The 12,538-nt window shown below is 67.0% G+C and carries 13 protein-coding genes and 3 pseudogenes; 10 read left to right on the forward strand and 6 right to left on the reverse strand.

Annotated elements, in window-relative coordinates; all coding sequences use genetic code 11:
• Positions 1–4: 4 nt before the first annotated feature.
• Both QFZ69_RS20385 and QFZ69_RS20390 read left to right on the forward strand, forming a co-directional pair.
• Positions 5–205: a DUF2795 domain-containing protein gene (locus QFZ69_RS20385; protein WP_306914012.1), complete on the forward strand. Its 201-nt coding sequence runs from the start codon at positions 5–7 to the stop codon at positions 203–205.
• A 28-nt stretch (positions 206–233) separates the two neighbouring features.
• Positions 234–650, forward strand: coding sequence for a CBS domain-containing protein (locus QFZ69_RS20390; RefSeq protein WP_306914014.1), 417 nt, complete (start codon positions 234–236; stop codon positions 648–650).
• Between the two features lie 130 nt (positions 651–780).
• On the opposite strand, the gene QFZ69_RS20395 is transcribed toward QFZ69_RS20390, so the two are convergent.
• A complete protein-coding gene (locus QFZ69_RS20395; protein WP_306914016.1) occupies positions 781–1,572 on the reverse strand; it encodes an alpha/beta hydrolase in 792 nt (263 codons plus the stop codon).
• Between the two features lie 235 nt (positions 1,573–1,807).
• On the opposite strand from QFZ69_RS20395, the gene QFZ69_RS20400 reads away from it, so the two are divergent.
• From QFZ69_RS20400 to QFZ69_RS20410, 3 genes are all read left to right on the forward strand, one after another.
• A complete protein-coding gene (locus QFZ69_RS20400) occupies positions 1,808–2,914 on the forward strand; it encodes a GTP pyrophosphokinase family protein (RefSeq protein WP_306914019.1) in 1,107 nt (368 codons plus the stop codon).
• A 65-nt stretch (positions 2,915–2,979) separates the two neighbouring features.
• A complete protein-coding gene (locus tag QFZ69_RS20405) occupies positions 2,980–3,345 on the forward strand; it encodes a hypothetical protein (protein ID WP_306914020.1) in 366 nt (121 codons plus the stop codon).
• A 95-nt stretch (positions 3,346–3,440) separates the two neighbouring features.
• The gene (locus QFZ69_RS20410; RefSeq protein ID WP_306914022.1) at positions 3,441–3,725 is read left to right on the forward strand and encodes a DUF1540 domain-containing protein; all 285 of its coding nucleotides are present in this window, start codon (positions 3,441–3,443) and stop codon (positions 3,723–3,725) included.
• A gap of 43 nt (positions 3,726–3,768) precedes the next feature.
• Here the strand turns inward: QFZ69_RS20410 and QFZ69_RS20415 are convergent, their stop codons facing one another.
• Entirely contained in the window at positions 3,769–4,209 is a 441-nt protein-coding gene (locus tag QFZ69_RS20415) for a protein-tyrosine phosphatase family protein (protein ID WP_306914024.1), read from the reverse strand.
• A 217-nt stretch (positions 4,210–4,426) separates the two neighbouring features.
• On the opposite strand from QFZ69_RS20415, the gene QFZ69_RS20420 reads away from it, so the two are divergent.
• A complete protein-coding gene (locus tag QFZ69_RS20420; RefSeq protein WP_306914026.1) occupies positions 4,427–4,720 on the forward strand; it encodes a DUF4287 domain-containing protein in 294 nt (97 codons plus the stop codon).
• Here QFZ69_RS20420 and QFZ69_RS20425 read toward each other — a convergent pair.
• Complete coding sequence (locus tag QFZ69_RS20425) at positions 4,717–6,234, reverse strand: SulP family inorganic anion transporter (RefSeq protein WP_306914029.1); 1,518 nt, start codon at positions 6,232–6,234, stop codon at positions 4,717–4,719. The genes QFZ69_RS20420 and QFZ69_RS20425 overlap by 4 nt on opposite strands.
• Before the next feature lie 128 nt (positions 6,235–6,362).
• Here QFZ69_RS20425 and QFZ69_RS20430 point away from each other — a divergent pair.
• Positions 6,363–6,506: pseudogene (locus QFZ69_RS20430) on the forward strand (bile acid:sodium symporter family protein); the annotation flags it as partial.
• A gap of 37 nt (positions 6,507–6,543) precedes the next feature.
• Here QFZ69_RS20430 and QFZ69_RS23425 read toward each other — a convergent pair.
• The 3 genes and pseudogenes from QFZ69_RS23425 to QFZ69_RS20440 form a co-directional block, all read right to left on the reverse strand.
• Positions 6,544–6,654 (reverse strand): annotated as a pseudogene (locus QFZ69_RS23425) (LacI family DNA-binding transcriptional regulator); the annotation flags it as partial.
• A 41-nt stretch (positions 6,655–6,695) separates the two neighbouring features.
• On the reverse strand, positions 6,696–7,298 hold the full coding sequence (locus QFZ69_RS20435) for a GNAT family N-acetyltransferase (protein ID WP_373461742.1): 603 nt from the start codon (positions 7,296–7,298) through the stop codon (positions 6,696–6,698).
• Entirely contained in the window at positions 7,295–9,280 is a 1,986-nt protein-coding gene (locus QFZ69_RS20440; RefSeq protein WP_306914030.1) for an FAD/NAD(P)-binding protein, read from the reverse strand. Before QFZ69_RS20440 ends, QFZ69_RS20435 begins: the two co-directional genes overlap by 4 nt.
• A gap of 256 nt (positions 9,281–9,536) precedes the next feature.
• Between QFZ69_RS20440 and QFZ69_RS20445 the strand changes: the two genes are divergently transcribed.
• The 3 genes and pseudogenes from QFZ69_RS20445 to QFZ69_RS20455 all read left to right on the forward strand — a co-directional run bounded on the left by QFZ69_RS20445 (position 9,537) and on the right by QFZ69_RS20455 (position 12,496).
• On the forward strand, positions 9,537–10,598 hold the full coding sequence (locus tag QFZ69_RS20445) for an amino acid ABC transporter permease (RefSeq protein ID WP_306914031.1): 1,062 nt from the start codon (positions 9,537–9,539) through the stop codon (positions 10,596–10,598).
• Positions 10,595–11,482: an amino acid ABC transporter ATP-binding protein gene (locus QFZ69_RS20450; RefSeq protein ID WP_306914032.1), complete on the forward strand. Its 888-nt coding sequence runs from the start codon at positions 10,595–10,597 to the stop codon at positions 11,480–11,482. The genes QFZ69_RS20445 and QFZ69_RS20450 overlap by 4 nt, the downstream gene beginning before the upstream one ends.
• Positions 11,483–11,493: 11 nt before the next feature.
• Positions 11,494–12,496: pseudogene (locus QFZ69_RS20455) on the forward strand (ABC transporter substrate-binding protein).
• The last annotated feature ends 42 nt before the right edge of the window (positions 12,497–12,538 follow it).

Here is a 12,538-nt window from a genome sequence, read left to right on the forward strand (position 1 = left end):
TGAAATGAGCGATAAGCCAAACCCCATCCAGATTCAGAAGTTCCTCGCCGGCGTCGATTACCCCGCCGACCGCAGCACCCTCGTTTCGACAGCCGGAAAAGAGGGCGCGGACAGCCGTGTTTTGGACGCACTGAAAAATATTCCAGACAAGGAATACGACAGTCCCACGGCTGTGAGTTCGGCCATTTCGGACAGCGACGATTAGTAGCGGAACAAAAACCAAAGGAGTGAAAATGTCCACAGTTGCCAGAGACATCATGACAGGTGGCGTTGAGTGCGTCGGCGAGAAGGAAACCCTGGAGCAGGCCGCCCGGAAACTCAAGGAACTCAATGTCGGGTCTATGCCGATCTGCGGCGAAGACAAACGGCTCAAGGGAATGCTGACGGACCGGGACATCGTCGTCAAGTGCCTGGCCGAAGGGGGCGATCCCCGCACGGTAACGGCCGGCGAGCTCGGCGAGGGCAAGCCGGTAACCATAGGAGCGGACGACAGCATCGAAGAGGCTATCCGGACAATGCAGGAACACAAAGTCCGCCGGCTCCCCGTGATTGATGGCCATGACCTGGTCGGCATCCTCAGCCAGGCGGACATCGCCCGGAACTATCCGGAGGAGCGAGTCGGGGAGCTTGTGGAGTTCATTTCGTACTGAGCGACTTGCAGCCCGACGGCACCCTGGCGAGCCAGGCAGTCGGCGGCCCGTGGCCAATCCCTAAGCTTGGGAAGCGGCGGAACGGCCGACTGTCTGGAGGTCCCAGCGGTCCGGTCCAAACGCCCGAAGCTCAGGCCAACAGCGACTGCACCAGCTCGCGGCATTTTCGGTAGGAGGCGGCCTTTGGGTCGATGAGCGCGAAGTGGTCGCCGGGAATCTTGAGGAGCTGGACGGGAGCCCCGGTTGCCTTGGCCGCTGCCGCATAGGTTTCCGACTGGCTCACCGGAACCGTGTCATCTTCGGTCCCGTGGACCGCGTAGACGGGGATGTTCAGAGGGACGGCGCTCATCGGATCCGCGTACTTATGCCGTTTGGGGTATTTCTCCGAAGACCCACCCAGCAGGTTGCTGACCGCACCGTTGCTGAGGTTGAGCCGTTCTGCGGCGGCAAGGTTCAATACTCCCGACTGGCTTACGACCCCGGTGAGCCGCACCGCGCCGTCGTCTTTCCGGAGCAGCTGGCGGTCCGCATCGGGCGCGCCGATCTGGCCGAGCCGGTCACGACCGGCGGCCCAGACGGCAAGGTGCCCGCCGGCCGAATGGCCCAAGGCGACGACGCGGTCCAGCCCGAGCCCGTGCTCGCCCGCAACGTCCCGCAGCTTGTCGATTCCGGCCAGCACATCGGAGAACGTGTGCGGCCAGCCGCCGCCGTTGCCGGCGCGGCGATACTCGATGTTCCAGGCGGCCATGCCGTGGGCCGCGAGGTCCTTGGCCAGCGGTTCACCGAGTTCCGCGCCGTACTGGGATCGCCAGTACCCGCCATGGATGACGACCACAATGCCCTTGGGTGCCGCCACGTCCGGCAGGAAAAGCTCGCCCCACTGGCTCGGGGCGTCGCCGTAGCTGTACTTGTGCCGCTTCACAGTGTCCTCCTCTGGGCCTGGTGAACAAGCAGCGGAGATTGCCCCCATGTCACCGTCGCTGCGGCCGCGATGAGAGTCCGACGCCGCACAGCAGCCATGTGCAGAGCCTACCTTGGTCATCACCCGGCACGGCGTAAGCCTGCCCGGCAGGGCGCCTGCAGCGGTCCACGAGTGGCCGGCGGCGGCTGCGGGGTGTCAGCCTCCCGCCGTCGTACCTCCGCCGTAAGCTGGTCCTATGGCGAGCAACTGGGAACGGCTGGACCCGAGCCTGCGCGAATCCGTGCAGGAAAACGTGGAACTCTACGAGCGGCTCCGCCCTGCCCTGAAACTTGTCACCCGGGAGGTCCTGCTCACGCTGCGCACCATGCTCAAGGGCACCGAGGTGACGCCGCTGTTCGTCACCGGCCGCACCAAGACGGTGGAATCCTTCCGGGAAAAGATCTCCCGGACCGAAGAACCCCTGGAACCGGGCGGCCCGCCGGTGCTGAAATTCCCGGACCCGTTCCGGACGCTCAATGACATGGTGGGCGTCCGCGTCATTACCAAGCTTCCGGCGGAAAACGCCGCCGTGGCCAATCTGATCAAGCGCCAGCGCCAGCTTTTCGACTGCCGCGGCGACCGCGAAAAAGACATCGGCTCGATCGAATCCGGAACCTACGGCTACTCCAGCCGGCACCTGATCCTGCGGACCATCCAGAACGAGGCGGTCAAGGCGTACCAGCAGCTCTTCAACCCGGACGTCCCGCCGAACGGCAGTTACTTCTTCGAGTGCCAGATCCGCACCGTGTTCGCGCACGCCTGGAGCGAGATCGAGCATGACATCCGCTTCAAGGCCGAGGATCCGCGGGCATGGACGCCGCATTTCGACCGGCAGTTCACGGCGACGGCGGCGATGCTGGAAACCGTGGAGGGCGCCTTCTCGGACCTGCACGACCGCTACGAGGAGGTCCGCAGCTACTGGGACATGGACGGCGAAGGTGCCGCCCAGCTCACCCCGAACCGGATCCGGGACGTCTGGCGGACACTGCTGCCGCATGTGGACCGGAAGGTCGACGACGACTGGGGCTGGGCGGCCGAGCTGATGGCCGCGCACGGACTCAACCAGACCGTTCAGCTCGCCGGGCTGCTGAGCGCCAATCGAATCACCGAGGTCCGCAAGGCCCTCGACCACCGCTACTCCCCCGGCCCGGACCGGCTCCTCGACGACCTGCTGCTCTGGCAGTACGGCACCCAGCACATCGACCTCACCGCGGAACCCGCCGACGTCGTCCCGCACCCCCGCCGCGACAGCCTGCTCCGGCGGCTCAAGCAACTCGAACGGTACCGGCTGACCCAGGCGTAGCGAGACCGCCTCCCAGGCTTTGGGTGAGCTATTGACGCCGGAACGCGGGTTCGTATCGTGGATTCATGGGCAACATCCAGGAGACGGTAGACGCGTTCTTCGACCGCTATGCCCGGGCCCTGCTGGACCGCGATGCGAGCGCGCTTGCCGGGCTGTACGCTGTCCCGTCACTGATCATCTTCCCCGGCCAGTCCGTCCCGGTCAGTGAGGCCCGGCAGACGGAGGAGTTTTTCGCGTCCGCGTGGAGCCAATACGAGGGGATCCACGAACTCGACAGGCAGATCGCCATCATGGGCCAGGCTCCAGGAAGCGTCTGGGTCGACGTCATGTGGTCCTACGGTGACCGCCACCGGGAACGCTTCTGCTACCAGCTTGTCAACGGACCGGCGGGCTACCAGATTGCCGTGCTCACACTGATGGCCGCGGATTAGGTCACACTATTGGGTCTTTTTACGCGGCCCCGACAGGCCTACCTTGGTTGGAGTAGCCGCCCGCCCCGGGCAGCCGGACCACGGAGGACCCTCCCATGACAACGCACGTCGCAGACTGCAGTGTTTCCAACTGTTCCTTCAACGACCATTCGAATTGCAACGCAGCGGCCATCACCGTCGGCGGAACCGAAGACCATGCATCTTGCTCCACCTTCATCGACACAGGCACGCACGGCGGCCTGCCCAAGGTTCTCGCCGACGTCGGGGCGTGCCAGCGCGCGGAATGCGTCCACAACGACCACCTGATGTGCCAGGCCCCGGAGGTGCATGTCGGCCCGGGAGCGGATAACGCCGACTGCCTCACCTACGCACACCGATAGACCGAACCACCGGCTCGGGCAACTCCCCTGCTAGGCTCCGGCGTCAGGTCTGCTGGCCGTGGAACCGGCCGACGTAGGCCCGTTGCCGCGGCGTTTCCACGGCTCCCCGGCGGTAGTGCTGCCGCACGAAGGCGACAGCCTCGGCCGGGGGAACGCCGTCCAAAACGGCGATGCAGGCGAGGGCGGTGCCGGTCCGGCCGCGGCCGCCCCAGCAGGCAACCTCTACCCGCTCCGATTCGGAGCGGCGCCAGGCCTCCTCGAGGGCATTCAGGGCATCCGCGTCATCGGCGGGCAATCGGAGGTCGGGCCAACGGACCCAGCGGAACTCCCAGTCCATCGGGCGTGGGCGTCTGCCCAGCAGGTACAGCCCGAACTCGGGCCGCAGTCCTCCCGGAAAAGGCGCCAACAGCGCCCGGCCACGGATGAGCCGACCCGAGGGAAGGCTGAGCACGCCGGCCTGGCCCGGCTCCCACGTCTGCATCATGAATCCGAGCGTAGTCGTTCCGGATCGGGCGCGTTCAGCCGGACCGGTCCCCATGACGCGCAAAGGCCCTGGGGCTGCTGGAATTCCGGCGTCGCCAGGGCTTTTGCGCCTCATGGAATGCAGGGCGCCTCAATTTTCCGTCCGAAAGTATGGCGGTGGCCTGCCCGCACTCCCTAGAGTTGCCAAGGAAGTGCCGCCCGCTGAAAGGAATCCACGGATGTCATTCCAGGCCTACCTCGACGCGATCGAAGAAAAGACCGGGCTCACCCCTCGCGCGCTCCTCGAGATCGCGCAGCAAAAGGGCTACGCCGACCCGGCCGTGGAAGCGGGCGTGATCCTGGACTGGCTGAAGGAAGACTACGGGCTGGGACGCGGCCATGGCATGGCACTGGTCCACGTCATCAAGAAAGGCCCCGACATCGGCACCAACGATGTCGGGACCACGGGCGCGCATAGCGACGAGTCGGAGACGCTCTGGCTCGACGGCCGGGCAACGAAGCCCCTGGGCTAGGAACCGAGCTTGCCGGCGAGGCGTTCGCGCATCAGGACGCTTGCGTCGTTCAGCCCGACGATGCTGACCTCTTTGCCGTGATGCCGGTACTTCTCCGTGATGGCATCCAGCGACGCAATGGTCGAGGCGTCCCAGAGGTGCGAGGCATGCATGTCGATAACCACCCGGTCCGGATCCAGGGCGTATTCGAACTGCGTGTACAGCTCGTTCGAGGACGCGAAGAAGAGCTCCCCGTCCACACGGTACGTGGCGAGCCGGACGCCGTCGACCTCGCACACGGTGCGCTCCACGGTGACGAAGTGTGCGACCCGCCGGGCGAACAGAACCATCGCTACGAGCACTCCGACGCCGACGCCGACCGCCAGGTTGTGCGTGGCCACGACGCCGATCACGGTGGAGGCCATGACCATGGTTTCGCTCTTGGGCAGGGCCTTCAGCGTGGCGGGCCGGATGCTGTGCCAGTCGAAGGTGGCCGCCGATACGAAGATCATCACGGCCACGAGCGCGGCCATCGGGATCAGCGAGACGATGTCACCCAGGACCACCACGAGAATGAGGAGGAAGACGCCGGCCAGGAAGGTGGAGATCCGGGTCCGGGCGCCGGAGGCTTTGACGTTGATCATGGTCTGTCCGATGATCGCGCAGCCGCCCATGCCGCCGAAGCAGCCGGTCACGACATTTGCCACGCCCTGGCCCCAGGCCTCCCGGGTTTTGGATGAGCGGGTGTCCGTGATGTCGTCGACGAGCTTCGCCGTCATGAGCGATTCGAGCAGGCCGACGCAGGCCACGGCCAGGGCGAAGGGAAAGATGACCTGCAGCGCCTCCAGGGTGAACGGGATGTCCGGAACGAACAGGATCGGCAAGGTTTCCGGCAGCGCCCCCTTGTCGCCCACGGTCGGGACGGCGACGGCGGCCAGCACCGTGATGAGCGTCAGGACCACGATGGCGACGAGCGGCGCGGGGACCACCGTGGTGAGCTTCGGCAGCCCGAAGACGATCAGCAGGCCCAGTGCGGTGAGTGGATAGACCAGCCAGGGGACGCCGAGCAGCTCGGGGACCTGGGAGAGGAAGACGAGGATGGCCAGGGCGTTGACGAAGCCGACCATGACCGATCGCGGGATGAAGCGCATCAGCTTCGCCACCCCGGAGAGGCCCAGGACGATTTGGAGGATGCCGGCCAGGATCACCGCGGCCACGAGGTAGTCCAGCCCGTGGGACTTCACCAGCGGCGCGATCACAAGGGCGACGGCGCCGGTGGCGGCGGAAATCATCGCCGGACGCCCGCCGACGAAGGCGATCGTGACAGCCATCGTGAAGGAGGCGAAGAGCCCGATCCGCGGGTCGACGCCGGCGATGATCGAGAAGGCGATGGCCTCCGGAATCAGCGCCAGCGCGACGACGAGCCCGCCCAGGACCTCGGTCTTCAGCCGGCGCGGGGACCGCAGGGTGCCGCGGACGGACTGCAGCTGCTCGGGGGTAAGGACGGCGGGAGGGCCGGCAGACTTGGCGGCCATGGCTGGCTCCGTTCAGGCTCGGTAGAGACGCAGCACCGCGCCAGAAAGGGACATCCGGAATCAGGGGCACCGGCCGGAGTGGCCGCAGCTCGCCCTGCGCGTTCAAGTCTACCGCGAAGGATCCGCGGCCCGACGTCGGCCGGCTGATCGCCGTCGTCCTGATCCTGCCGCCGGAACTGGCCGTGGGCCTGATCCTGGCCGGCTGTGCACCCTCGGGCACCGCGTCTTACGTGATGGCGTTCCTGGCCAAGGGGGACGTGGCCGTCTCGGTGGGCTGGCCGGCTCCGCGGTGGTCCCGCCGAGCCGGCCGGAGAGCACGTAGGAGACAGTCGTCAGCGACACCCCTGCCGCCTCCGCCACGTCTCGGATGGTCGGCGTGGATCCAGACCGCACTGCTTGCTCCCGGTGCTTCTCCGCCACGAAACCTTGGCGGTCCTGAAAATTCCGTTCCGGGTTGAACTTTAGCGGGTGGCACTCCCGTCCGGGCCCTGGTGCAGGATTTTGGTGAAGGCAAGCGGACCGATGGTTTCCGGGTCCGCGGACGAGTCGAACTGCGGCTCGTAACCGGTGCTGAGGTACAGGTGCTTTGCCTCGGGCTGGCGGGGCCCGGTAGTCAGGTAGACCGTCTGGTAGCCGCGCCGGGCCGCCAGCCTCTCGAGTTCACCGAGCACAAAACGGGCCAGGCCCCGGCGGCGGTGGGCGGAGTGGGTCCAGATCCGTTTGAACTCGGCAGTTTGAGGACCACGACGCCGGAACGCGCCGCCGGCCACGGATTCGCCGCCCTCCTGCACGATCAGCAGCGCCCCGTCTGGCGCCGCGAATTCCCCGGCCGGGTACCGGTTGAGCTCCTCCGCGGCGGCCCCCCGGCCGAAGAGATCCCCGTACCGGGTGTCGTATTCGACTGCCAGCTCATCCAGGAGCGGCCGCACCCGGGGATCGCTCATCGGCAGGTTGAGCACCGTCAGCGCCGAAGGGCGCAACGGGGCGGGCCCCCGGTGCGCCGGGGCGGCCGAGGGTGCCTGGTTCGGGTCTGGCGCCGGCGCCGCGGCGGTTGCATGGTTCATGGCCAGGCCTTTCCGCTGACGGCGGCCGGCGATGTGGTTTCAGACGGCGTCTCAGGTGCCGGCCGGTGGGCGCGATCACCGGCAAGAATCGTGAGGATACGCCGGGCCAGGGCGTCGTTTTCGCGGAAAGGGGCGGCGTTAGTACCCGGCCGGGCGAACGCTCCGGCCCCCCAACCCGATGTTGCCGGGCCGACGCCGAACAGCCGCAACTGCCGATCCCCTACCGGGTTGAGCAACTCGTTATGCTCCGAGACGAGCAGCCGCCCGGTTGAGTGCAGTCCGTCGGCGCTGAGCAGCTCCTGGTCGACGCCGGTCCCGGAGCGGTGCATTTGGCGCAGCAGCGGGTTCGCCGAGCTGGCCACAGATGGTGCCGGAAGCCGGGCTTCGATGAATGCGGTAGCCGACAGCGTGATTCCGGAGGGCGTCGAGCTTGCCACGAAGAGGCCGGAGGCCTCGTCCGCCGTCACTTCCAGCCCGGGGCCGAGGAAGCGCAGGACCCCGGCCCGGTGCAGCGCCAGCATCTCCCGCAGGCGGCGGGGTGGCGGACCCGAATCCACGAAACTGAAAAAGCCGTGCCACCAGCCGTGGATGTGCTGCTGGGAGCGCGCATTTAGCCGCGCCGGCGGCACCAGCCGTCCCAGCTCCATGTAGACCTTAAGCAGCGCCGTGAACAGGGCAAGGGTTTCGGAGTGGTCGGCACTGGTGCGCAGCCGCAGGTCTCTTTCGATGTAGGCAGCCACGGCGTCCTGGACGTCGTCCGCGCCGGCAAAGCTGCGGCCGGCGAAGGGCCGGTCCAGCTGCTCGAGATCCAGGTGCAGCCCCGGGTCCGGGACGGACGCGGACACCAGCCGCCGGCGTTCCTGGCTGTACCAGTCCGCGGCGGCGAACCGCCCGGCAAAATCGTCCCAGCTGGTGCTGACCCGCTCGGGATAGCCCGTGAACAGCTCCCGGTAATAGCCGTACCCGGCGTCCTTGGCGATGAGCGGCCAGAGCTGGGTGCGGAAATCCAGTTCGCCATGCTCTGCCAGGAGCTCTTCAACCGCCTCTGCGGTGAAGAACCTCGGCGGCCCCACGGGATCGCCCCGCAGGGCGGAGGAGATTTTCGAGTGGTAGGGCACGCCCCTTCGGGATCCGGCCCAGATCCGGGGTTCGGCTCCGGAGGGAAGGTACCGCAGGCCGCCGTCGGGAGCGTCCTCAAAACGTCCGCCCCGGCCTTCCATCAGCAGGACCAGCAGGTCCACGAACGCCAGCCCCATCCCCGCGACAATCACGTCCTGGCCGGCCCGGATCCGGGAGTAGTCGACGTCGGTCGTGTAGCTGGGCGGCGCATGGAAGCCTCCGTGGCGGGCGGCAAAGTCTGCCCAGGCGGCCGATTGGGCACCGGGCAACGAGTCCGTGTGCCCGAGAGCAGAAACCACGACGTCGGCCCGTAGCTGCGTGCCGGCGGCCAGCCGCACGGCGTACCCGGCGCCGTCGTTCCCTGCCGACGGTGGCGCCGGTTCGATGGCGACTGCGACGTCCTGATAGACGGTGACGGCGCCGTCCGGCGCGAGCTGCGCGACAGCGCGCCGGAAGAACCATTCGAGGTACCTGCTCTGCAGCTGCCTCGTGGGAAACGCCGAGCCGGAGAGTTCCTTCAGCTGGCGCCGCAGGGCGGCGGGGAAGTCCGGGACATCGGGTATGGAGCCGTCCAGAACTCCGGCGGCCCAGTCGGCGAGCGCGGGCCCCTCCGCTGCGGGTCCGTCGCACAGCACGGAGGCGTCGGTGAACATCGTGACGTCGGCCGCGGCGGAGTTGAGCATCAGTCCTGGGTGCTGCTCGAAACGCCAGATCCGGCCGGAGCCCGCGGCATAAGGCTCGACCACATGGATGTCGAGCCGGCCGGTGAAGAGCTCCGGCCGGTTGGCGGCAAGACGCTCCAGGATGCCGGCGGCGCGCGGGCCGCCGCCGACAAACACCACGGAGGGTGGTGTCGCGGGCATGGGGACTCCTTTCGGGACGGCACAGTTCAGGTGCTTCAGGGCCCTCATGCTAGGCACCCGGAAGGGCGCCGGGCGAGGGTGCGGTCACGGCCGTTCACTCCGCGTCACGGAGGGTCAAGAAGTGCAAGAAACCGTCTCATGACGCCGCGTGTAGCCCCGTGAACCAATGCAACTTGCCGCCTTGCCGGGCTCTCGGGGCGCCCCTAGATTTGCAGCCAACTCAACCCCAACGAAGCAAATGGAAACGAGGTGGCCCATGAGCCCGACAACAACCACGGCGACGCAGTCCGCACCCGAACCTGCGGTGACAGACACTCCGGCGGGCACTGCGCCCGCCGTCGACGGCGGCACGGAGGGCACCGGCGGATCCCGCCCGGGCCGCCGCCGCCCCGCCGCCGACTATGCCGAATACCGGGTGGTCCCGGCCAGGCATCCCTGGCGCTGGCTGGGCACGGCAGTCGTGGCGCTCGGCGTCGCGGCCATCGCCTGGTCCCTCGCCACCAACCCGCGCTGGGAATGGGGCGTCGTGGCGCAATGGTTCACGGCGAAGTCGATCGTGGACGGGCTGCTGGAGACGCTGAAGCTGACCGCCATCTCCGGGATCCTGGGCTTTGTGCTGGGGTTCATCCTGGCGCTCATGCGGCTCTCAGCGTCGCCGCTGCTGGTGTCTGTGTCCTGGACGTTCTCCTGGATCTTCCGCTCCACGCCGCTGCTGGTGCAGATGCTGCTCTGGTACAACCTCGGCTATCTCTACGAGAAAATCAGCCTGGGCATCCCCTTCACCGATGTCCGGTTCTTCGAGGTCCAGACAACCACCCTGATCAGCCAGTTCGCGGCAGCCGTGCTCGGCCTGACCCTGAACCAGGCGGCATACTCGGCTGAGATCATCCGCGGCGGCATCCTCTCGGTGGACCAGGGCCAGCTGGAGGCGGCCGCCGCGCTCGGCCTCCCGGACTGGCGGCGCTCCACGCGCATTGTCCTGCCCCAGGCCATGCGTGCCATCCTGCCCACGGCCTTCAACGAGATCATAGGCCTGGTCAAGGGCACCTCGATCGTCTATGTGCTGGCCTACTCCGAACTCTTTTACACCGTCCAGGTGATCTACAACCGTACCCAGCAGGTCCTGCCGCTGCTGCTAGTGGCGACCCTCTGGTACGTCGTGATCACCTCGGTCCTGAGCGTCTTCCAGTACTACATCGAGCGGCGTTACTCCAGGGGCGCCGTCCGCACCCTGGCGCTGACCCCGCTGCAGAAGGCCAGGAAATTCCTGTCCACCCACGGCACCCCTGCTACCAGCCGAGGGAAGGGAACCCGATGAGCATTCCAGCCGCCGACCCCACTGCCGCCACCCTCCCGGCGGGAGCCGCCGCCTCCGCTGCCGCCCCCGGAGCCATCCAGTTCGAGTCCACCCGCGGGCTCGTGGAAATCACCAAAGTCCGGAAGTCCTTCGGAGCGGTGGAAGTCCTCAGGGGCATCACTCTGACCGTGGAGCCGGGCGGGGTGGCCGTGATCGTGGGACCCTCGGGTTCCGGCAAGTCCACCCTGCTCCGCACCATCAACCACCTGGAAAAGGTCGACGGCGGCTTCATCGCGATCGACGGCACCTTGGTGGGCTACGAGGTCCGGGGCAACACCCTCCATGAACTGCGTGAGAAGGACGTCCTGAAACAACGCACCGAGATCGGCATGGTGTTCCAGAACTTCAACCTCTTCCCCCACCTGACCGCGCTGGAAAATGTGATCGAGGCGCCCGTCGTCGCCCCGCGGTCCGGCAAACCGCGCCTCTCCAAGGCAGAAGCCCGCGAGCGCGGCCTGGAACTGTTGGACCGGGTGGGGCTGAAAGACCGCGCCGGAGCTTATCCGCGCCAGCTCTCCGGCGGCCAGCAGCAGCGAGTAGCAATTGCCCGGGCCCTGGCGCTGGACCCCAAAATCCTGCTCTTTGACGAGCCCACCTCAGCCCTGGACCCGGAACTGGTCAATGAGGTGCTCGACGTGATCCGCGAGCTCGCCACGTCCGGGACCACGCTGATCATTGTCACGCACGAGATGGGCTTCGCCCGCGACGTGGCGGACACCGTGGTCTTCATGGACCAGGGCCAGATCGTGGAACAGGGCAGTCCCCAGGACATCTTCACCAACCCGCAGGAAGAACGCACCCGGAGCTTCTTCTCCAAGGTGATCGAACCCGCTTTCAACATCTAAGGACCCCGCAAATGGCATTTCCCAGCACTCCCCGTTTCGCCCCTCTCCTCAAACTCGCGGCGCCGGCCGTCGCCCTCCTCGGGACGCTGGCGCTGAGTGCCTGCTCCGATCCCCGGGGCCGCAGCGGCCGGTGCCCAGCCGGCCACGACGGTGGCGCGCAACGGCGTCGTTTACAACACTTCACCGGAGCAGCAGCGCATCCGCGCGGAAAAGGATGCCGCCCTGGCCGCAAAGGTGCCGGAACTGATCAATAAGGACGGCAAGCTCACGGTGGCCACCACGGCCGGTTCCATTCCCCTGTCCTTCCACGCCAGCGATGACAAGACCCCTATCGGCGTCGAGCTCGACATTGCCCAGCTGGTCGCGGACAAGCTGGGCCTCGAGCTGGACATTCAGGTCACGTCCTGGGAAAACTGGCCGCTGAAGACCCAGTCCGGCGACTTCGAGGCCGTGTTCTCCAACGTGGGCATCAACGCCGCCCGGGTGAAGCTGTTCGACTTCTCCAGCTACCGCGCCGCGTACATGGGCTTCGAGGCGAAGAAGAGCTCCAGCTACAACATTCAGGGCTCGGACGACATCTCCGGACTGAAGATCTCTGTGGGTTCGGGCACCAACCAGGAGAAGATCCTGATCGCCTGGAACAGGGAGCTGGAAGCCAAGGGCAAGGCCCCGGCGGTGCTGCAGTACTACTCCTCCGACGCGGACACGATCCTGGCGCTGTCCTCCGGCCGGACCGATCTGAACATCGCGCCCTACCCCTCGGTGACGTACCGGGAAAACACCCGCGATGACCTAAAGGTAGTCGGAAAGGTCAACGCCGGCTGGCCGTCCGAGACCCTCGTGGCCGCCACCACCCTCAAGGGCAACGGCCTGGCCCCGGCGGTTACGGACGCGCTGAACTCAGCGATCAAGGACGGTTCCTATGGCAAGGTCCTGGAGCGGTGGGGACTCTCCGAGGAAGCCCTGGCCGAGTCCAGCACCGTCACCGAGGCAAACTTCGGGACCGCGAAATGAAGTTCCAGGTCCTCGACATCATCCCGCCCCGCCATCCCGGCA

This window comes from Arthrobacter sp. V1I7 (assembly GCF_030817015.1).
Lineage (GTDB): Bacteria > Actinomycetota > Actinomycetes > Actinomycetales > Micrococcaceae > Arthrobacter.